Origin of the sequence: Bartonella sp. AP7XZML, from assembly GCF_042195745.1 — a bacterium.
Lineage (GTDB): Bacteria > Pseudomonadota > Alphaproteobacteria > Rhizobiales > Rhizobiaceae > Bartonella.
This window is the reverse complement of record NZ_JBHIOT010000082.1, coordinates 13,326-35,752: the sequence shown is the minus strand read 5'-3', so window position 1 is coordinate 35,752 and position 22,427 is coordinate 13,326. Positions and strand designations below refer to the sequence as shown.

Sequence of the window (22,427 nt, the reverse complement as noted above, 5' to 3'; positions counted from 1 at the left end):
TTAGAGCTATAAAATATTTCTCTTATCGTATTAATGAAACAATATTTATGATATGAGATGTATCGTCATTAAAATAATTAATCAGATAAAAATAAAAAACTACAAGCACAAAAAATTATGCATAAAAAGAAAACATAAAAAAGATATATGAGTTTATTATTTAATATATATATATTAAATCTTATATGATAAGAATAACAGATAATATATTACGTGTATAATATTACTTTATTATAAATAATAAATAATAACTCAAAAAATAAAATATATTATTACTAATATGTTTTAACTATTGTTTAGTATATCAGCTTAATTTCTCTGTATTTATATGAGTAAATTTTTAATTGAATAACTCTTCAACATGGGAACGCATACGATTCATAATACTCTTTCTCTTTTCTGGCAGCATTATATTATATATTTCTCTCGTGCTTCTACATAATAAAGGAGCAGATTTTACATTCGAAGGATTGCGCATCACCATATCCTTTATACCACTAATTATCTCTTCTTCAAAATCTGAGACACTAATCACCATTCGTTCTTCAAAGTGCTTTATTAATTCAGGATCTATTGAATTGATTGCATCTTTTGCCCATCTAAAATCTTTTTTCCTCCAACCAAAATCTTTCCGTAATAAATCCCCTATATCACTGTCCAACAGACTCTCTTGAATTTTACAAGAAAGAACCATAAAGGGATAGAGTCGTATCGTTTCATCAATCGCTCTATCGTTAAGAGTTTCTACATTTGCTGTATCATCACTCATTCCTAATTCAGAAGCGCTTCGAGACCTTAGATATTCTGTTGCTTTACTTAATTTTCTTTCATACTCTCCTACTCTATACTCTCTTGCCCTATGCGCTCTATATGCTAAATTCTCCATTTCTTGCGCTAAATCACTTAGTTTTGAAGAAAGCTTATAACGCTCTTCATTAAGGTCTCCGTGTTCTTGTAGCAGCTTATCATGTTCTATATTATGAGAACGTATTTGCAAAAGTGTTAAATCAGCAAATGTCATTTTCAATGAATTTCATCCTCTTTTCAATAACTTGTAGTCTTTCTTTAATACGCTTATATTTCTCATCAAGCGTTAAACCAGAAAGAGATAATTCGGTTAAGCTAAACTCAGCGTGAGCGTTTTTTACGCCATATATCAAAGTGAGTAATAAAAAAACGATAGTTAGACACTTTTGTAATGAAGAAAGCATGCTATCTTTACCTAAATTTTTTCTTTCTAAAAAATTTACAGGAGCTTATTAGCTTATTATATGCAAGTGCTATTTAATGCGGTTAAACCGTCTAATCTATTTTCTTCATTATATCAATACGTATATAATAAAAACTAAATAAATATATAAAGGGTTCTTTATTATAAACTTAAATTTTATTCTTATAAAAAATCAATAACTTTTTGTTTTTATAGAATAATTTTATAAAAATGAGTAACAGTTCTGAAACAATAAAGATATTTTTTAAACAGAATGTTGTTCTGCCATTTCGACAAGCTGTGTCATAATATTCGCTGCTCCAACAAGCCTTTCATCCGCTGAGGACCAATCACGAATAAGAGCAATACTTTGATCTGGTCGAATTTTTGCCATTGAACCTTGTTTTCCCACCCACTGAACAAGAGCAACACTATTTGCGAAATAGTTATTACGAAACTGTATGACAATCCCCTTTGGTCCAACATCTAATTTTTCTACATGTGCTTTTCGACACAATGTTTTAATATGAAAGACTTTAAGAAGATGTTGAACCTCAAGAGGCAAAGGACCAAAGCGATCAATTAACTCCGCTGCAAATTCATCAATTTGTTCTAAACCATCAAGTTCTGTTAAACGACGATAAAGTCCCATACGTAATGATAAGTCAGGCACGAAACTTTCTGGTATCATCACTGTTGTACCAAGGGAAATTTGAGGTGACCATTGCTTATCTTCATTTAGCTCTCCATCTTTTAATTCAGCAACAGCTTCTTCAAGCATTTTTTGATAGAGTTCAAATCCAACTTCTTTGATATGCCCCGATTGCTCTTCACCTAAAAAATTGCCTGAACCGCGGATATCCATGTCATGGCTTGCCAATTGAAAACCGGCCCCTAAGGTGTCAAGAGATTGTAACACTTTAAGACGGCGATCAGCAGCAGTTGTTAAAACTTTACCAGCAGGAAATGTAAAGAGAGCATACGCACGTTGTTTTGAACGTCCTACCCTACCACGTAACTGATAAAGGGCAGAAAGACCAAACATCTCAGCACGATGCACAATTAGGGTATTGGCTGTTGGAATATCAAGACCTGATTCAATAATGGTTGTTGAGAGCAGCACATCATATTGTCCATCATAAAATGCATTCATGATATCATCAAGTTGTCCAGCCGGCATTTGTCCATGAGCCACAACGAATTTCAGTTCTGGCACATGTGTTTTGAGATATTCTTCTACAAAAGCCAGATCAGAAATACGAGGACAAACATAGAAACTTTGTCCACCACGATAATATTCTCGAAGCAGGGTCTCTCGTATAACAAGTGCATCAAAGGGTGAAATAAAAGTACGAACCGCCATTCTATCAATGGGGGGGGTTGTTATCAATGAAAGTTCACGTACACCCGATAAAGCTAACCCTAAAGTGCGTGGTATGGGAGTTGCTGAAAGTGTGAGAACATGAATATCACTTTTAAGCTCTTTTAAACGCTCTTTGTGTTTGACACCAAAATGCTGTTCCTCATCAATGATAAGAAGACCTAACCGTAAAAAATTAACTGCACCACTTAATAATGCATGGGTTCCAATGACAATATCGATTGTACCATCTGAAACACCTTTTTTTACTCGTGCAAGTTCTTTCGCTTTTACAAGCCTCGAAGCATGTCCAATTTTAACCGGTAATCCTTGAAAACGCGAAATAAATGTTTTGTAATGTTGACGTGAAAGCAAAGTTGTCGGTACAACAACAGCAACCTGATATCCATTTAATGCTGCAACAAAAGCACTTCGAATGGCTACTTCAGTTTTTCCAAAACCAACATCACCGCATATCAAGCGATCCATCGGCTTGCCTGAGGCTAGATCGTCCAAAACAGCATCAATTGCATTCATTTGATCTTCCGTTTCTTCATAGGGAAAGCAAGCAACAAACTCATCAAATGGTCCAATTGGTGGAAGTAAAGCAGGCGCAGCACGAGTCATACGCTCTGCAGCTATACGGATTAATTGCCCTGCCATTTCCAATAAATGTTTTTTAAGCCGAGCTTTACGTGCTTGCCAAGCAACACCTCCTAATTTATCTAAAGTTACCTCTGTTCCTTCTGAGCCATAACGTGAGAGAAGCTCAATATTTTCAACAGGTAAAAAAAGTAAATCACCTCCAGCATATCTAATTTCAAGGCAGTCTCGTAAAATTCCAGTGGTTCTGATGGTTTTAAGACCAACAAATTGGCCAATACCGTGGTCGATATGCACAATAATATCACCAGAATTTAAAGCAGAAATTTCAGAAATAAAATTTGTATTATTCTTACGCCGCTTTGGCGATCTTATAAAACGATCGCCAAGGATATCTTGCTCTGCTATAATAGCCAAATCTTCAGCCACAAAACCATGTTCTATCATGATAACAGCTGCTAATATGCGATCCCGAGGTGTTGCTTTGACAGTTTGCAAAGATTTTGCAACATCTATTTTTTTCAATCCATGCTCATCGAGAACTTGTAACAAACGATTGAGAGATCCTTCACTCCAACACGCTAAAAGCACTTTTTTACCAGCAGCGCGTAAAGATGCGATATGATTAATAACACTTGAAAAAACATTTTTTTCCTGCGCATTACGCTCTTTTACAAAATCATATCCTTGTTTAACATTGGTGTGAATAACAGTTTGTTCCAAACTTTGTGGAATATTAAAAGGCGAAAAATCAATACGCTGCGAAGATTGTTGCGCACCTTCCAAAACACGCTCTGGCGTTAAATAAAAAAGACTAGGATCTATTGGATGATAAGAAGTAGAATTTTTTTCATCACTTTCGCGCTCTTTGCGCGCATTATAATAGTCTTCAATAAGACGATAGCGCTCAATGAAGACTTCTTCTATGAGATGCTCAAAAACTATCGGTAAGTTGCCACAATGGTCAAAAAAGCTATCAAGGTTTTCATAAAAAAATGGAAGCCAATGTTCCATACCGGCAAAACGCCGACCTTGAGAAATTGCTTCATAAAGCATGTTATTTTTTTGTGATACACCAAATGTACGGGTATAATTGCTTTTAAAACGACTGATGCGTTCTGGTGTAAGAACAACCTCACTCATTGCCTGTAATAAAAGTTCAGTTTTTTGGCCTGTTGTCCTTTGACTTTCTGGATCAAATACGCGGATACTTTCTAGGGTATCTCCAAAAAAATCAAGGCGTAAAGGTTCAACATCCATCGGAGAAAAGATATCAAGTATTCCTCCTCTTACAGCAAACTCACCAACATCACGGACAACCGTAACGCGTTCAAAACCATTGGTTTCTAGAAATTGAATAAGATTTCCCATGTTATTGCGCTGGCCAACACGTGCGTGAATAAGCTGAGCTTCTATCATTTCACGAGGAGGCAACTTTTGCATAATTGCATTTGCTGTTGTTAATATAATTGCAGAATATGGATCTTTCCGTAAATTTGCTATGTGTGCCAATGTTGATAGTCGACGTGCCATAACAGCAATTCCTGGTGATACGCGATCATAAGGCAAACAATCCCATGCAGGAAATTGAAGTACGGGTAAATTGGGTTCAATAAAATTTAAAACTTGTTGTAAATGCGCAATTTTTGTTCCGTCACGGACAACATAGATGAGCGGTTTACCTTGTGCAATTTCTGAACTTAATTTAGCAAGCGCAAAGGCTTCAAATCCATCAGTAACGCCATCTAAAATCATACGAACAGAATTATTTTTGGGAATAACAATTTTTTTAAATATAGGCATCGGGATTAATAACTTAAGCAAGTACGATAATTGGCAATATCACGGAAAAGTGGACTATCAACTTCAGAGGGGGGCAAAATTTCTCCAGTAATCCATGTGAGTAAATCACGATCATCAAAAGACATAATATACTCAAGCTCAGAGAGCGTTCTATCATTCATCCCAGTAATATGAGCATCGACATAATGTCCAAAAATGAGATCCATTTCACGAATACCGCGATGCCATGCACGAAAAATCAATCGACGACGACGAGCATCTAATTGATTTTTGTCAACGACAAAAACTGTCATAAAAAATCTCCTTGAATAAAGTAATATAAACTATTCAATTAGTCGTATAAAATTTTTACCTTTCTTTAAGGAAGTTCTATAATCTTTTGTTCTTTAAGTGTAATTCGACGATGCATTTGCTTAGCCAAAGCGTAATTATGTGTTGCAATAAGAGCAGAAAGACCAGACTGACGAACAAGGATAGATAAAGCTTGAAAGACATAAGCTGAAGTTACTGGATCAAGATTTCCTGTAGGTTCATCAGCCAAAAGAACCGAAGGGCCATTTGCTACTGCACGTGCAATAGCAACACGTTGTTGTTCTCCTCCCGATAACTCTGAGGGACGATGGTTCGCACGATGAGAAACACGCAGATACGTCAATAATTTGCGCGCACGATCTTCTGCTATAGATTTTTTTAATCCTGCTATCATTTGGGGTATCATGACATTTTCTAACGCCGTAAACTCTGGAAGTAAATGATGAAATTGATAAACAAAACCAATATCATTTCGTCTTATAGCTGTTCGCTCACTATCAGAGCGCTTTGCACAAGAAACACCCCGTAACATCACATCACCAGCTGTTGGTTTTTCTAATAATCCAGCAATATGAAGAAGTGTTGATTTTCCAGCACCAGATGGTGCAACAAGTGCGACAAGCTCTCCACGATTAAGAATAAAATTCGCTTTATCTAAAACAATGAGTGGCTTATGACTCTCGAAAAAGTGTCTTTCAATCTCTACAAGCTCTAAAATAGCTGTCATTATTCATACCTCAAAGCTTGTACGGGATCTAGCTTAGCAGCACGCCATGCCGGAATGAGAGCAGCAAGAAACGACAAGAATAAAGCCATCATAGCAACCAAGATAGTCTGTTTCCACTCAATTTGTGCAGGCAATTTTGTTAAAAAATAAAGTTGAGGATTAAAAACGTCGACATTAAATAACCAAGATATAAAATCTTGGATATGATTAATATTCGCGGTCGCGATAACACCTAAAACTAAACCCAATATAGTTCCAATAAAACCAATCATCATTCCTGTAATGATAAATATACGCAAAATCGCACTCTGTTGAGCCCCCATCGTGCGTAAAATTGCAATATCATGACTTTTATCTTTTACAAGCATAATCAGCCCTGAAATAATATTTAAAGCAGCAACAAGAACGATCAGAGAAAGAATGAAAAACATAACATTTCGTTCAATCTGTAAGGCTGAAAAAAAAGCCTGATTGCGTGTACGCCAATCAATTAAATAGACCTGTTGTTCAACTGCTTTTTCTACAACAGGTTTTATTTGATCAACAGCATCAGGATCATTTAGAAATAATTCCAAAGACTGAACCTTATCTCCCAAATTAAAAAACATTTGTGCTTCATGGAGAGGCATAAAGATAAATATTGAATCATATTCAGACATACCAACTTCAAAAATAGCAACGACTTTATAAGCTTTCACACGTGGGGTAACGCCAAAAGGAGTCTCATCACCATCTGGAGTAATAATACGAATATCTCTTCCAACTGTCAGTCCTAATTTTTCTGCTAAGCCACTTCCAATTGCAACACCTTCTTCTTGATCAAACCGAGAAATCGATCCTAATTTAATGTTTTGAGAGACTGTTTTAAGCTTTTCTAGATCTTGTTTGCGCATACCACGAACTAACGCGCCAGAGCCACCTTGAACTTCACCTTGAACAAGCGCTTGACCTTCAATAACAGGTAAAGCAAACTTCACACCATTTGTAGTTTCTAAAGAAGAAATAAGAGTCTTATAATCAGAGAAACCAGAATCAACTGTTTGAATAATAAGATGCCCATTCATACCAAGAATACGATTGAGAAGTTCTGTACGAAAGCCATTCATCACCGCCATAACAACAACCAGAGCAAATACGCCCAACATAATCCCAATAAGAGAAATAATTGAAATAACAGATGCAACGACATGTTTTTTATTGGGAATCATATAACGAAAAGCGATCATCCACTCATAAGATGAAAAGCATTTGTTTTTCAGCCTCTTCATAATATTTCCTATTAAATTATAGAAAGTTGGCTGAGCACATCTTCAACCTTTAGAGATTTTTTTATTCCTGTTTTTCGATCTTTAATTTCAACTTCATTTTGTGCAATACTGTTAGGACCAACAATGATTTGCGTTGGCAAACCAATCAAATCCATTGTTGCAAATTTTGATCCAGGGCGTTCATTTCTATCATCTAATAACGGATCAAAACCAACCTTCTTTAATCCCTGATAGAGAAACTCACATGCCTGTGTGCATTTTTCATCATCGGGCTTCATATTGATAATCCCAAAATCAAACGGTGCCATAAACTTTGGCCAAATAATACCATTTTCATCATGAGAAGCCTCAATAGCGGCAGCAACAAGACGCGAAGGCCCAATACCATAAGATCCCATAGAGACCACATGCTCTTTTCCATATTGTCCCATAACTTTTGCTCCCATTGGAGCAGAATATTTAGTACCAAAGTGGAAAATATGCCCTACTTCAATACCACGCGCTGAAAGACGATTATGATCAGAAACTTTAGCCCACTCCTCTTCATTATGCATTTCTTCCGTTGCTGCATAAAAAGATGTCCATTGCTTAACAATATCATCTAAAACAGCTTTATCACTAAAATCGATTGAACTATCAGGAACGGTAAGTTCAAGAAATTGTTTATCACAGAAGATAGCACTCTCTCCTGTTTCAGCCAAAATGATAAATTCATGACTGAGTTCCCCCCCTATTGGACCTGTATCTGCACGCATAGGAATTGCTTTTAAGCCAAGGCGAGAAAAAGTGCGTAAATAAGCAACAAACATACGATTATAAGATGTTTCAGAGCCTTCATAATCAAGATCAAAAGAATAAGCATCTTTCATTAAAAATTCTCGTGCTCGCATCACACCAAAACGTGGACGAATTTCATCACGAAATTTCCATTGAATATGATATAAATTAAGCGGAAGATCTTTATAAGAACGAACATAAGAGCGAAAAATATCTGTTACCATCTCTTCATTGGTTGGACCATAAAGTAAATCACGCTTTTGACGATCTTTAATGCGGAGCATTTCCAAACCATAATCATCATAACGACCGCTTTCACGCCAAAGATCAGCAGACTGAATTGTAGGCATCAATATTTCTATTGCACCCGCACGTTCTTGCTCTTCACGAATAATTTTACAAACTTTATCAAGCACTTTTTTTCCCAAAGGAAGCCAAGAATAAATCCCTGATGTTTGTTGTCGAATCATTCCAGCGCGCAACATGAAGCGATGAGAAACAATTTCTGCTTCTTTAGGATTCTCTTTTAAAAGTGGAAGGAAATATTGAGAAAGACGCATTGAAATAATTAACTCCTAATCAGATCTATCATATCGGAACAATTTATCACACCCTCTATTCATCTATAGCCGCATTCTGAATACTTGCAAATATAACGATCTTATCATTTAAAAATTTATTGTGCTTTATTCTCTATTTTTCTTATTTAGCAATAAAATAAAAATGCTCTTCTCTTTTTAAATAACGTAATAGGAAAGTTCTTTTATTTTGACCGATGTAAAAAAACTGTACAGATAGGTTTTTTTTGCCAAATTTCATGAACAGCCGCTCTTACTGCACGTCGTGTTGCCTCTCGAATAAGTTCATTATTTTTCTGTTTCATGCGTGGGATATTATAAACTGTATTTTCTACGATATCTAAAAGAATATCTTTTAAACTTTTCCCCTTTCCATTACTTTCAGGTAACCCGAATGTTGTTAGACCTATATCCCCTAATAATTCATGCTTACTATTTATATGGAGAGAAATAGTAACATGACCAGCATAACTTAGTTTACGGCGTTCACGAATCCCTAATTCATCTTCATCTCCAATTAAGCAACCATCCTTATAGATGCGGCCAACAGGAACTTGATCAATAACTTCTACAGGCTCTGGTGCAAGACGTAACATATAGCCATTTCTGATATCCATAACAGTTTTAATACCCGCTTGACGTGCTAAAGTTGCCTGAGCCTTAAGATGCATTGCTTCCCCATGTACAGGGACAAGTATTTGTGGCTTTATCCAATCATACATCTGTAAAAGTTCTGAACGACGGGGATGACCTGAAACATGAACAAGTGCATCTTCATTCGTAATAATTTTAATACCCAAATCAATGAAACGATTTTGTACCTCAATAATCGCTTTTTCGTTTCCTGGAATACTTCGTGATGAATAAATAACGGTATCACCAGCGGAAAGTGCAATATTTTTCATTCCATCACGTGACAGTTTAGCCAAAGCAGCACATGGCTCACCTTGGCTCCCTGTGACAATTAAAACAAGATCTTTTCGCGAGATGTACCCATAATCATCTTCCGTTACAAATGGTGCTAAACCATTCATATAACCAAGCTCTTGTGCAACCATAATACTTCGCTTAAGGGAACGCCCAATGACAAGCACCTTACGTCCAGCAGCTTCAGCTGCAAGAGCAATAGAACGTATCCGACCAATATTAGAAGAAAAAGTTGCTATCGCAACGCGCCCTTCAGCTTTAGAAATAATCTCTGAAAGACTGGCTTGAACTTGCTGTTCTGAAGGAGAGATACCATCCCGACATGCATTTGTGGAATCACAAAGTAATGCTAAAACACCTTTTTTGCCTAAAGCACGAAATCTTTTTTCATCGGTTACAGCCCCGAGTGAAGGGGTATGATCAATTTTCCAATCACCAGTATGAATCACAGTCCCCAAAGAGGTTGTAATTGCTAAAGATACAGATTCTGGTATTGAATGGTTAACGGCTATAGCCTCTACAGCAAAGGAACCTACCTGAAAACAATCACCAGCTTGAAAAATATTGAGTAAAATTTTTTGAGATTCAAAATCTAATTGTTTTTTAGTTTCCAATAATCCTGCCGTAAAAGGCGTACAGTAAATCGGCACTTGTAACTTTGGACATAAATCAAGAACGGCCCCATAATGATCTTCATGTGCATGTGTTAAAACAAGACCCCGTATATTGTGTTTTTCACTTTCTAGAAAACGAATATCAGGCAAAACAAGATCGACACCTGGTAATTCAGAACCAGCAAAACTAATCCCCATATCAACCAGCAGCCATTCACGAAGATATTGGGGACCAAATCCGTAAGCAGCTAAATTCATCCCTATTTCACCTACACCTCCCAGAGGTAAAAAAACAAATTCACATCTATTGGCTGCAACCATAAACATCTCCCAAATCATTAAGGTATCTGATGATAAAATAATTTTTCAATAACGGCCTGCATTAACAGAATCAGCCAAACCAAAATGAACATCCCCAGCTGTTATAATGGCTGTCTGACCGTCTTTTCGCTTTATGATGCAGTTAAAATCACTATCAAGACCATCAAAAATACCCTCAATGACTTTTTCATCATTCACCACTTTGACATGTTTTCCAAGATGAGCGGAATATAAAAGCCATTTTTTTCGGATTATTTCACATCCTTTTGGTTGTTTCCAAAGAAGGTAATTTTTAGAAAAACACTCCGTCAAAACCGTAAATAATTGTTCTGCATCAATACGCAACCCGATATTCTTTAAGCTTGAAGTGGAATAGGGCGCATCTTCATAATTATATTTCACATTTATTCCAATACCAATAACCAAGGCATATTGTTGTGATGACAATTTTAAAATCTCAAGCAAAACTCCAGAGCTTTTTTCTCCTCTGAGCAAAATATCGTTTGGCCATTTTAAGCTCACAATATTGTTTGTCTGCTTTTCCTCTTTTATCAATTGTTTCATTGCCTCTACCACACTTACTCCAGCAACAAAACCAAGTTGAGCCGCAGTTTGATGAACAATATCATCAATTAATAAAAGACTAGAATAAAGGTTCCCTTTTGGACTAGACCAAGTCCTCCCTCTTCTTGCTCTTCCCTGTGATTGTTCTTGTGCAACAATCCAAAGATTACCTTGATGACCAGTTTGCGCTTTTCGTTGCGCAATAAGATTTGTTGAATCAACACTATCGTACGCTTCAACAGTGTATCCCTGTTTTTGTGCAAAATCTGATAAAGTATAAACCATATTCATTAAAACAATGCTGTTGCTGCTTTTTCTGCTAGCTCAGCGAACCAAACTCCAAAAAGCGCGTAAAATAAAATAAAGAATACAGAAAGACCAAGACAAAATTGAAGCTCTTTCGATAAAGCAACAAAATGCGCTTTTGCATCATCAAACCACATAATTTTAATGACTCGCAAATAGTAAAAAGCCCCAACTACAGACGCTATCATCCCAACGACAGCAAGTGGCGTAAGTCCAGCGTGGACAGCAGCAGAAAATGTATACCACTTTCCAAAAAAACCAGCCATAGGAGGTATGCTTGCTAAAGAAAAAAGCTGTATTGTCATCACAACAGCCATAAACGGATTCGTCTTTGCTAACCCTGAAAGATCATAAATATTTTCAACATTTCCATTCTGAGAGCGCATTCCAAGAATAAAGGCAAATGAACCAAGCGTCATTCCAAGATAAATAGTCATATAAAGGATAACGCTTTTTATCCCAAGCATATCTCCAGCAGATAAACCAACAAGTGCATAACCCATATGACTGATCGACGAATAAGCCATTAAGCGCTTAATATTATTCTGACCGATTGCAGCAAAAGCACCCAGTATCATTGATGTAATCGCCATGAACACCAAAATTTGTTGCCATGCAGGCATCACGTTATCAACACGCCCTAGGGGAATAAAGGTCACCACAATAATACGGATGATTAAAGCCATTGCAGCAACCTTAGGGGCACCAGCAAAAAATGCTGTAATCGGTGTGGGCGCTCCTTCATAAACATCAGGTGTCCACATATGAAACGGAACAGCAGAAATTTTGAAAGCCAAACCAGCTAAAATAAAGACAATTCCAAAAATGACCCCCAATTGTACATTTTTGCCCTTTAAAGCAAGAGCAATTTCGTGAAAACCAATTTGACCGGTAAAACCATAAAGCAAAGAAATACCATAAAGAAGCAACCCTGAAGATAATGCTCCTAAAACAAAGTATTTTATACCGGCTTCAGAAGATTTTACATTATTACGATTAATCGCTGCTAAAACATATAAAGCTAAAGATTGCAGCTCTAACCCCATATAAAGCGACAGCATATTACCCGCTGAAATCATAAACATCATTCCAAGGGTTGCTAAAAGAACAAGTACTGGAAACTCAAATATATTAAACTTTTGTGCATTGGCAAAACCAACAGACATAATAAGAGAAAAGAGTGCACCAATAAGCATTAAAATTTTCATATAACGACTAAAGGAATCGATAACGAGCGCATTGGTTTGAAATGAACCATTTTTCGGAAAAACTATAAGAATAATAATGGTTGCCACAAGAAGTGCCATAGCTAAACCTGTCACTGTTAAAGAAGCACGTGTATTGGAATAAACACCAATCATAAGCAGCACGACAGCTCCTAATGCAATTAAAAGCTCTGGAAGAATTAAGACTAATTGCGCTATTATTTCAGTTTGCATGTGCATTCTTCCCTTATCTAGTGCAGTTTATTGATGAGGGTTTCTACGGAAAACGCCGTTGCCTTAAGAATAGGCGTTGGATAGATACCAAAGAATATTGTAAGAATAACCATTGGATAAAGGAGGAATTTTTCTCTTAAAGAAAGATCTATTAATACTTTTAAATTCTCTTTATCCAAGGAACCAAAAACCACACGCCGATAAAGATAAAGGGCATAGGCTGCCGATAAGATAACACCTGTTGTTGCTAAAACAACAACCAATTTATTTACTTGAAAAACACCTATTAAGGTTAAAAATTCACCCAAAAATCCTGAGCTTCCAGGCAAACCAACATTTGCCATAGTGAAAATTAAGAAAACAACAGCATATTTAGGCATATTATTCACTAAACCACCAAACGCTGAAATTTCACGTGTATGCAAGCGATCATAGATAACCCCAACACAAAGAAACAATGCTGCTGAAACAATTCCATGGGATAACATCTGATAAATAGCCCCTTGTATCCCCTGTTCATTCGCAGCAAAAATACCCATTGTCACATACCCCATATGCGCTATTGAAGAATAAGCAATAAGTTTTTTGATGTCACTTTGAACAAGTGCAACCAGTGATGTATAAATAATAGCGATAAGCGATAATGTGAAAACAAAAGGCGCAAAATCTGCTGAAGCGATAGGAAACATAGGCAAAGAAAAACGAAGAAAACCATACCCACCTAATTTAAGTAAGACACCAGCTAAAATAACAGAACCCGCTGTCGGTGCTTCTACGTGAGCATCAGGGAGCCATGTATGAACTGGCCACATTGGCATTTTAACTGCGAAAGAAGCAAAAAATGCAAGCCATAACCATATTTGCATATGAGCAGGAAACTGATAATTGAGTAAAGTTGGTATATCAAGTGTCCCAGCCTCCCAATACATAACCATAAGAGCAACCAGCATAAGCACTGAACCAAGTAAAGTATATAAGAAAAACTTTATACTTGCATAAACACGACGTGCTCCTCCCCATACACCTATAATGATAAACATTGGAATGAGGCTGCCTTCAAAAAAAACATAGAATAGCATTGCATCAAGAGCACAAAAAACACCAATAATCGCAACTTCTAGAAGAAGAAACGCAATCATATAGGCTTTTAATCTCTCTTTAACATTCTCCCAACTTGCTAAAATACAGAAAGGCAAAAGAAAAGCCGAGAGAACAACAAAAAGAATAGAAATACCATCGACCCCCATATGATAGCTAATACCACCCCCTAACCAACTGGATTTTTCAACCATTTGAAAATTTTGGTTGCTAGAATCAAATCCTATCCAAATAATTAAAGAAATAATAAAAACAAATAGAGTCGTAAAAAATGCGACATTACGTATATTATGGCGTGCTACTTCACTATCATCTTTGATAAACAAAATCAGAAGAACACCAACAAGCGGCAAAAATGTAACCGTAGAAAGAATAGGCCAATCGGTCATTAGTTTACGCCCCCGATCATCATCCATGTAATGAGCAATGCAACGCCGATAAGCATTGCAAATGCATAGTGGTAAAGATAGCCTGTTTGCATTCGAACAACTCTATTTGTAATATCAACAACACGCGCTGCAATACCATTGGGACCTAGACCATCAATAATCTTACCGTCTCCCACTTTCCAAAGAAAAGAACCAATTCTAAAGGTAGGACGAACAAATAAAAAGTTATATAATTGATCGAAATACCACTTTTGGTAAAGAAAGTGATACACTCCTGGCATAATACGCGCCATTTTCTTGGGAAGAGAGGGAGCCACAATATAAAATAAATAAGCCAACATAAACCCAAGAATCATTGCTATAAAAGGCGACCATTTTACCCAATTAAAAACATGGTGAGCATCATGAAGAATATGATTATGGCTGCTTGTAAACAATGCTCCCTTCCAAAAAGCATTATACAAGTCACCAAAAAAGTAAGGTTGGAAAACGACACCAGAAAATATTGCTCCAATAGATAAAAGAAAGAGTGGAATCAACATAACTGGAGGCGATTCATGAACATGATGCATCACATCAACTGTTGCCCGTGGTTTACCATGGAATGTCATAAAGATAAGTCGCCATGAATAGAAACTTGTTAAAAAGGCAGAAAAAACAAGAAGATAAAAAGCATATCCTGAAGCAATATTATGAGATGCAAAAGCAGACTCTATAATCGCATCTTTTGAGAAAAAACCTGCAGTCCCGAAAAGTGTTCCTGGAATTCCAACTCCGGTCAAGGCAATGGTCCCGACCATCATCATCCAATAGGTGACCTTTATATGTTTGCGTAACCCACCCATTTTTCGCATATCTTGTTCATCAGATACAGCATGAATCACAGAACCTGCACCAAGAAACAATAAGGCTTTAAAAAAAGCATGCGTAAAAAGATGAAAGACAGCAGCGCCATAAGCTCCAACACCTAATGCCACAAACATATAACCAAGTTGAGAGCATGTAGAATAAGCAATAACACGCTTAATATCATTCTGCACCAACCCCACAGTTGCTGCAAAAAACGCTGTTGTTGCACCAACAATAATAATCACGGTCAAAGCAGTTGAAGAAAGTTCAAAAATTGGCGACATACGCGCAATCATAAAAACACCAGCCGTTACCATTGTAGCGGCATGAATAAGCGCTGATACAGGGGTTGGCCCTTCCATTGCATCAGGCAGCCAAGTATGTAAAAGAAATTGTGCGGATTTTCCCATCGCACCAATAAATAATAAAAGACATGTAATGGTAATTGCCGTCTGCCCATCAAATTGCCAATCTAAAAATGTCATATTTTGTATAAAGCTCTTGTCGGCAGCTTTTGCAAAAATAGAGGCAAAATCAACCGATTGGAACAAAACAAAAATACTAAAGATTCCTAAGAGAAAACCAAAGTCTCCAACACGGTTAACTACAAAAGCTTTCATTGCGGCCTTATTAGCAGAATCGCGCTGAAACCAAAAACCAATGAGTAAATAAGAAGCAAGTCCGACACCTTCCCATCCAAAAAACATCTGAATCAAATTATTGGATGTGACCAACATAAGCATCATAAATGTAAACAAAGAAAGATAAGAAAAAAAACGAGACCTTGAAGGGTCATGGTGCATATAACCAATTGAATAAATATGCACCAATGCCGAAACACTATTCACAACAATAAGCATGACAGCTGTTAATGCATCAACATGTAAAGCCCAATTAAAGCTTAAGTCACCAACAGTCATCCAATGTAATACCAATACATCAATCGCTGGAATATGACCAAGTGCAGTACTGAAAAATGCTATCCACGATAATATGGCAACAACAACCATAAAGCTACATGTTATCAATTCACTCGCACGATCTCCTATCGTTTTTCCACCTAGTGCAGCAATTAAAAAACCCAAAAGCGGAAGAAAGACAATCGTATAATACATTACTGGTTAGCCTTTCATTACATTAACATCTTCAACCGCAATGGAACCACGATTACGGAAAAAAACGACCAGAATTGCTAAACCAATGGCAGCTTCAGCAGCTGCTACGGTTAAGACAAATAAAGCGAATACCTGACCAACGAGATCATGAAGAAATGCTGAAAATGCAACAAAATTGAGATTAACTGAAAGTAATATAAGCTCAATGGACATCAAGATAATAATCACATTTTTTCTGTTGAGAAAAATTCCAGCAATACCAATTGTAAACATCAAAGCAGAAACAGTGAGATAATGTGTAATATCAATATACATCTGCATAGCCCCCCTTACATACCTTTGCCTGATTCAACTTGTTTGATTTCGATGGCACTTTCTACCGTTCTAGAAACTTGCTCCGCAATAGATTGCCGCTTTACTCCTAATTTATGACGAAGTGTTAAAACAATAGCTCCAATCATTGCAACCAATAAAATCATTCCAGCAATTTGAAAATAGAAAACATAATCCGTATAGAGAATATCACCTAATGCTTGTGTATTTGTTCGCTGCGCTAAATCTGGCATTGGTTGCGTAACATGCGTTCTCAAGACTGGAGAAAAATAGCTACTCATAAAAACAACAATCAATTCTACAGCGATAATAACACCAATAAGAGCTCCAATAGGAGCATACCGAAGAGTTCCACTCTTTAACTCAGCAAAATCAACGTCAAGCATCATAACGACAAATAAAAATAAAACAGCGACAGCTCCAACATACACAACAAGCAGAATAAGCCCTAAAAACTCTGCTCCTGCAAGTAAAAACAAAGCTGCTGCATTAAAAAATGCGAGGATTAAAAACAAAACAGAATGCACTGGATTGCGTGCTGTAATAACAATAACTGCACTTGTTAGCATAATAAAAGCAAACAAATAGAAAAATGCCGCCGCTAGATCTGTTAGCATAGGCTTCTCCTTAATTATTCAAACAATTGGTATAAACTTCATACCAGATTACAATTTATCGGAAAAATACCCGACACCTCATTTAACGATACACTTAACGATAAGGCGCATCCATCAATATATTTCGAGCAATTTCTCGCTCCCAGCGATCTCCATTCAATAAAAGTTTTTCTTTATCATAATAAAGTTCTTCACGTGTTTCCGTCGCAAACTCAAAATTTGGACCTTCGACAATAGCCTCAACCGGACAAGCTTCTTGACAAAAACCACAGTAAATACATTTAACCATATCGATATCATAACGGACAGTTCTACGTGTACCATCATTGCGCCGTGGCCCAGCTTCAATTGTAATCGCTTGAGCAGGACAAATCGCTTCACATAATTTACAAGCAATACACCGTTCTTCACCATTTGGATAGCGACGCAATGCATGCTCACCGCGAAAACGCTGAGATACAAAACCTTTTTCATAAGGATAATTAATCGTGGGCTTTGGTGAAAAAAATTGGCGCATAGCTAAGAAAAAAGCACTCACAAATTCCAATAGAAGAAGTGACTTTGCCGCCTGAATAAAACCTGACATCGTAAAATCTCCTCTTAAACGAAATCCGTAAACTTTAAAAAAGCAGCAGTTATCACAACCATTGCTAGTGAGAGAGGAAGAAAAACCTTCCAACCAAGCCGCATGAGCTGATCATAGCGATAACGTGGAACAAATGCTTTAACCATAGCAAACCAAAAAAATACAAAACAGACTTTTAAAACAAACCAAATGATACCAGGAACCCAATTAAGCCACCAAACATCTAAGGGAGGCAGCCAACCGCCTAAAAATAGAATGGTTGTTAATGCGCACATTAAAACAATCGCAACATATTCACCTAGAAAGAAGAGCATGTAAGGCGTTGAAGAATATTCTACCATATGACCAGCAACAAGTTCGGATTCTGCTTCCACCAAATCGAATGGAGGACGGTTTGTCTCTGCAAGCGCAGAAATAAAAAATATAATAAACATTGGAAAAAGGACCAACCAATTCCAATCGAGAAAACTGTTAAAAGGAAGACCAAGAGTTGTACCAAGCCCGTGCGTTTGTTTAAAAACAATTGTTGTGAGATCTAACGAACCACTTATTAAAATGACAGTCACAAGCACAAAACCAATGGAAACTTCATAAGAAACCATTTGTGCCGCCGAACGAAGAGCTCCTAAGAAAGGATATTTTGAATTTGATGCCCATCCCCCCATAATAACACCATAAACTTCAAGAGATGAAATGGCTAAAATATAAAGCAAGCCAACATTAATCTTTGCAACCTCCCAACCCTCATTGACAGGAATAACAGCCCAAGTTGATAAAGCAAGTGTCGCTGAAACAAAAGGAGCCAAAAGAAAAACACCCTTATTTGCACCTGCAGGGATAATAGGCTCCTTAACAACAAATTTAATTAAATCTGCAAAAGACTGTAACAAACCCCATGGTCCAACAACGTTTGGTCCACGACGCAATTGTACCGCTGCCCAAATTTTTCTATCTGCATAAAGAAGATAAGCAACTAAGACCAAAAGAACGACCAAAAGAAGAAGTGTTTTTCCGATTATAATGAGTAATGGCAACAGCCAAGTCATAAAGAAATCATACATCATTATTCCTTTTCCTTTGCCCTTACTTTACTGTTTGTGTAGCACGGTTTTTTGCAAGAGATGAACATTCAGCCATAACAGCAGAAGCACGTGCTATCGGATTTGTTAAATAAAAATCTTTAACCATAGAAGTAAATGCTTGACTCTCGAGAGAAACCATTTTTGAACCAAGCGACTTAAGACCACTTATATCAGAAGGCACTATATCATCAACAGCACAAAGGTGTGGATAATCATTAAACAAGCATTGCCTTAATTGAGAAAGAGAATCAAAAGGAAGCTTTTGTCCTAAAATATCCGATAAAGCACGCAAAATAGCCCAATCTTCTTTTGCTTCACCTGGAGCAAAACCAGCCCGATTTGTCATTTGAACACGTCCTTCTGTATTCACATAAAGCCCTGATTTTTCAGTGTAAGCAGATGCAGGCAAAATAACGTCAGCAGCATGTGCACCATTATCACCATGGCTCCCAATATAAACTGTAAAAGCTTTTGTATTGGCTAATTCTACTTCATCAGCACCAAGCAAAAACAGAACTTCACAGGTTTTAAGTATATTTGCAACCCCAAGCTTAGAAGTAAAGCCTATGTCCAACCCTCCAACAATCGATGCTGCATTATGAAGAACCCCAAACCCATTCCATGTCTCACTAAGAGCACCAATACTATCAGCTAATTTAGCAAGACTTTTTAAAACAGATAAACCTTCATTTCCTGAAACCGCTCCCTCTCCGATAAGAATAAGGGGCCTCTTTGCTTCTTTTAAGACATTAAAAAAAACATCCTCTCCACGAATAAGTGTCGTTAATGTATCACTCCCAGATCCAAGGTAAGAATAAGGATAACGTAAATCGACTTTCTCTCCAATTAATGCAATAGGAAAATTGCCCATCCGTTGGCGCTTTAAAATACGCGCATTTAAAACAGCTGCTTCATGACGTGGATTAGATCCCACAATAAGCAGTGCATCAGCCTGTTCAATACCTACAATTGTAGGATTAAAAATATAACTCGAGCGCCCAAACTCTGGCGATAAAGCCCCCCCTCTTTGACGACAATCAAAAAGCGTTGAGCCCAAAGAACTCAATAATGCTTTAAGGGCATACATTTCTTCAACAGAAGCAAGATCCCCCGCAATGGCTCCAATTTTTTCTGGAAAAATTTTAGAGATTACCATTTTAATTTTTGCAAAAGCTTCTGTCCAACTGACAGGTTGAAGCTTTCCATCTTTGCGTACATATGGCTTATCAAGCCGCTGAGTCCGTAATCCATCCCAAATAAAACGCGTTTTATCAGAGATCCATTCCTCATTTACATCTTCATTCGTACGCGGCATAATCCGCATAACTTCACGGCCGCGGCTATCAATACGGATAGCACTACCAAGCGCATCCATCACATCAATCGATTCCGTTTTTACCAATTCCCACGGACGGGCATGAAACGCATAAGGTTTTGAAGTTAGAGCTCCCACTGGACAAAGATCAATAACATTTCCCTGTAATTCAGATGTCATAGCTTTTTCAAGATACGTCGTAATTTCAGCATCTTCACCACGACCGATCAAACCAAGCTCAGAAATACCTGCAACTTCCGTTGTAAAACGAACACACCGTGTACAATGAATACACCGTGTCATAACAGTTTTGACAAGAGGTCCAATATATTTATCTTCTACAGCACGTTTATTTTCTGTATAACGAGAACAATCTCGTCCATAAAGCATTGCTTGATCTTGAAGATCACACTCTCCCCCTTGATCACACACTGGACAATCCAAAGGATGATTAATGAGAAGAAATTCCATAACACCTTCACGTGCTTTTTTTACCATCGGTGTATTGGTAAAAATCTCAGGTGCCTCACCGTTAGGCCCTAATCGTAAATCACGAACCCCCATAGCACAAGAAGCCTGAGGTTTTGGTGGACCACCCTTAACCTCAACTAAACACATACGACAATTTCCAGCAATTGACAAAGATTCATGAAAACAAAAACGTGGAATTTCTGCCCCAGCCGCCTCAGCAGCCTGAAGCAACGTGTAGTAATCAGGAACTTCAATCTCTTTGCCATCAACTTTAATATTTATCATCACCCATCCAACCTGCGGATAACCCACTTAAAATTTGCATTCGGTCGCTCTTAGAACAAAATCCTTTATTAAACCGCTTCTAAAGCAATATTTTTGCTTTGGACTACATTTCGCGTGTATTCATCAATTCTACGCTCGATTTCTGGACGAAAATTACGTATCAACCCCTGTACAGGCCATGCGGCAGCATCACCAAGCGCACAAATAGTGTGTCCTTCAACCTGTTTAGACACTTCAAACAAAAGATCAATCTCGCGTTTTTGCGCTCTTCCCTCAACCATACGCCCTAAAAGACGCATCATCCATCCCGTCCCCTCACGACACGGTGTACACTGACCACAACTCTCGTGCTTGAAAAAAGCAGCTATACGCCAAATTGCCTTGATAATATCGGTTGATTTATCCATAACAATCATTCCCCCTGTGCCAAAAGAAGACCCGACATCTCGCATCCCATCAAAATCCATGATCGCATCGATCATATCCTCACCACGAACGACTGGACAAGAAGCCCCCCCTGGAATAACTGCTAAAAGATTATTCCATCCACCACGAACACCACCCGTATGTTTTTCAATTAATTCACGGAATGAAACACCAAGAGCGTCTTCAAATGTACAAGGTGCATTAACATGCCCTGAAACCATAAATAATTTCGTTCCAACATTATTTGCTCGTCCGATTGATGAAAACCACGAAGCACCCCGCCGCAAAATCGTTGGAACAACGGCAATAGACTCTACATTATTTACTGTTGTTGGACAGCCATAAATCCCCATATTGGCAGGAAATGGTGGTTTAAGCCGAGGTTGTCCCTTTTTTCCCTCAAGACTTTCAAGAAGAGCTGTTTCTTCACCACAAATATAAGCACCCGCTCCATGATGAATAACAATATCACAAGCATGCCCATATTTCGTTTTTTTGCCAAGTAAACCCGCATCATAGCATTCATCAACGGCAGCTTGAAGCGCTTCACGTTCACGAATATATTCACCACGAATATAAATAAAAGCAACATTGGCTCCCATAGCAAAAGTAGCGATTGCACATCCTTCAATCAAAGTGTGGGGGTCATGACGTAAAATATCACGGTCTTTACAAGTTCCAGGTTCAGATTCATCGGCATTGACAACCAAATAATGAGGACGTCCATCATTCTGCTTTGGCATAAAGGACCACTTCATTCCAGTAGGAAAACCAGCACCACCACGACCGCGTAAACCCGATGCCTTCACTTCATCAATGATCCAATCACGACCTTTGTCAATCATTTCTTTCAGACCATTCCAATGCCCACGCAACATCGCAGCCTTTAATGATTTGTCTTTTAAACCATAAATATTGGTGAAGATACGATCTTTATCAGCTAGCATACCCCACCTTTTTTTCTATTACCCATAGCATTTTCCGCTTTTCCTCAAATGCAATTTTTAAATATCTTTTCAAGATTTCTTACTTTTCGTTAAATGTTGCCATCA

The 22,427-nt window shown here is 37.5% G+C and carries 17 protein-coding genes; all 17 read right to left on the bottom strand.

Annotated features, from left to right (window positions below):
* Positions 1–340: 340 nt before the first annotated feature.
* A complete protein-coding gene (locus tag ACFILT_RS06320; RefSeq protein ID WP_375679758.1) occupies positions 341–1,027 on the bottom strand; it encodes a hypothetical protein in 687 nt (228 codons plus the stop codon).
* Between the two features lie 448 nt (positions 1,028–1,475).
* Positions 1,476–4,976, bottom strand: a complete 3,501-nt coding sequence (gene mfd / locus ACFILT_RS06315) for a transcription-repair coupling factor (protein ID WP_375679757.1) — start codon at positions 4,974–4,976, stop codon at positions 1,476–1,478.
* Between the two features lie 5 nt (positions 4,977–4,981).
* On the bottom strand, positions 4,982–5,269 hold the full coding sequence (locus tag ACFILT_RS06310; protein ID WP_273791268.1) for a succinate dehydrogenase assembly factor 2: 288 nt from the start codon (positions 5,267–5,269) through the stop codon (positions 4,982–4,984).
* A 65-nt stretch (positions 5,270–5,334) separates the two neighbouring features.
* Positions 5,335–6,015, bottom strand: coding sequence for an ABC transporter ATP-binding protein (locus ACFILT_RS06305; protein ID WP_273791269.1), 681 nt, complete (start codon positions 6,013–6,015; stop codon positions 5,335–5,337).
* Positions 6,015–7,283, bottom strand: a complete 1,269-nt coding sequence (locus ACFILT_RS06300; RefSeq protein WP_273791270.1) for a lipoprotein-releasing ABC transporter permease subunit — start codon at positions 7,281–7,283, stop codon at positions 6,015–6,017. Before ACFILT_RS06300 ends, ACFILT_RS06305 begins: the two co-directional genes overlap by 1 nt.
* 11 nt (positions 7,284–7,294) lie before the next feature.
* Positions 7,295–8,620 carry a proline--tRNA ligase gene (gene proS / locus ACFILT_RS06295; protein ID WP_375679107.1) on the bottom strand — a complete coding sequence of 442 codons (1,326 nt, stop codon included), beginning with the start codon at positions 8,618–8,620 and terminating at the stop codon, positions 7,295–7,297.
* Between the two features lie 203 nt (positions 8,621–8,823).
* On the bottom strand, positions 8,824–10,500 hold the full coding sequence (locus ACFILT_RS06290; RefSeq protein ID WP_375679756.1) for a ribonuclease J: 1,677 nt from the start codon (positions 10,498–10,500) through the stop codon (positions 8,824–8,826).
* A gap of 45 nt (positions 10,501–10,545) precedes the next feature.
* Positions 10,546–11,355 (bottom strand): biotin--[acetyl-CoA-carboxylase] ligase, encoded by an 810-nt coding sequence (locus tag ACFILT_RS06285; protein ID WP_375679108.1) that lies wholly within the window; start codon positions 11,353–11,355, stop codon positions 10,546–10,548.
* Positions 11,355–12,809 carry an NADH-quinone oxidoreductase subunit NuoN gene (gene nuoN, locus ACFILT_RS06280; RefSeq protein WP_375638390.1) on the bottom strand — a complete coding sequence of 485 codons (1,455 nt, stop codon included), beginning with the start codon at positions 12,807–12,809 and terminating at the stop codon, positions 11,355–11,357. The genes ACFILT_RS06285 and nuoN overlap by 1 nt, the downstream gene beginning before the upstream one ends.
* A 17-nt stretch (positions 12,810–12,826) precedes the next feature.
* Positions 12,827–14,296 (bottom strand): NADH-quinone oxidoreductase subunit M, encoded by a 1,470-nt coding sequence (locus ACFILT_RS06275; protein WP_273791287.1) that lies wholly within the window; start codon positions 14,294–14,296, stop codon positions 12,827–12,829.
* Positions 14,296–16,260: an NADH-quinone oxidoreductase subunit L gene (gene nuoL / locus ACFILT_RS06270; protein WP_375679755.1), complete on the bottom strand. Its 1,965-nt coding sequence runs from the start codon at positions 16,258–16,260 to the stop codon at positions 14,296–14,298. The genes ACFILT_RS06275 and nuoL overlap by 1 nt, the downstream gene beginning before the upstream one ends.
* A 6-nt stretch (positions 16,261–16,266) precedes the next feature.
* Positions 16,267–16,575: an NADH-quinone oxidoreductase subunit NuoK gene (gene nuoK / locus ACFILT_RS06265; RefSeq protein WP_273791275.1), complete on the bottom strand. Its 309-nt coding sequence runs from the start codon at positions 16,573–16,575 to the stop codon at positions 16,267–16,269.
* A gap of 14 nt (positions 16,576–16,589) precedes the next feature.
* Positions 16,590–17,210: an NADH-quinone oxidoreductase subunit J gene (locus ACFILT_RS06260; protein ID WP_375611880.1), complete on the bottom strand. Its 621-nt coding sequence runs from the start codon at positions 17,208–17,210 to the stop codon at positions 16,590–16,592.
* Between the two features lie 94 nt (positions 17,211–17,304).
* Entirely contained in the window at positions 17,305–17,796 is a 492-nt protein-coding gene (gene nuoI / locus ACFILT_RS06255) for an NADH-quinone oxidoreductase subunit NuoI (RefSeq protein WP_273723184.1), read from the bottom strand.
* A gap of 14 nt (positions 17,797–17,810) precedes the next feature.
* Entirely contained in the window at positions 17,811–18,857 is a 1,047-nt protein-coding gene (gene nuoH / locus ACFILT_RS06250; protein WP_375679112.1) for an NADH-quinone oxidoreductase subunit NuoH, read from the bottom strand.
* 22 nt (positions 18,858–18,879) lie between these two features.
* Entirely contained in the window at positions 18,880–20,949 is a 2,070-nt protein-coding gene (gene nuoG / locus ACFILT_RS06245; protein ID WP_375679110.1) for an NADH-quinone oxidoreductase subunit NuoG, read from the bottom strand.
* 68 nt (positions 20,950–21,017) lie between these two features.
* Positions 21,018–22,322, bottom strand: coding sequence for an NADH-quinone oxidoreductase subunit NuoF (gene nuoF, locus ACFILT_RS06240; protein ID WP_375613456.1), 1,305 nt, complete (start codon positions 22,320–22,322; stop codon positions 21,018–21,020).
* Between the last annotated feature and the right edge of the window lie 105 nt (positions 22,323–22,427).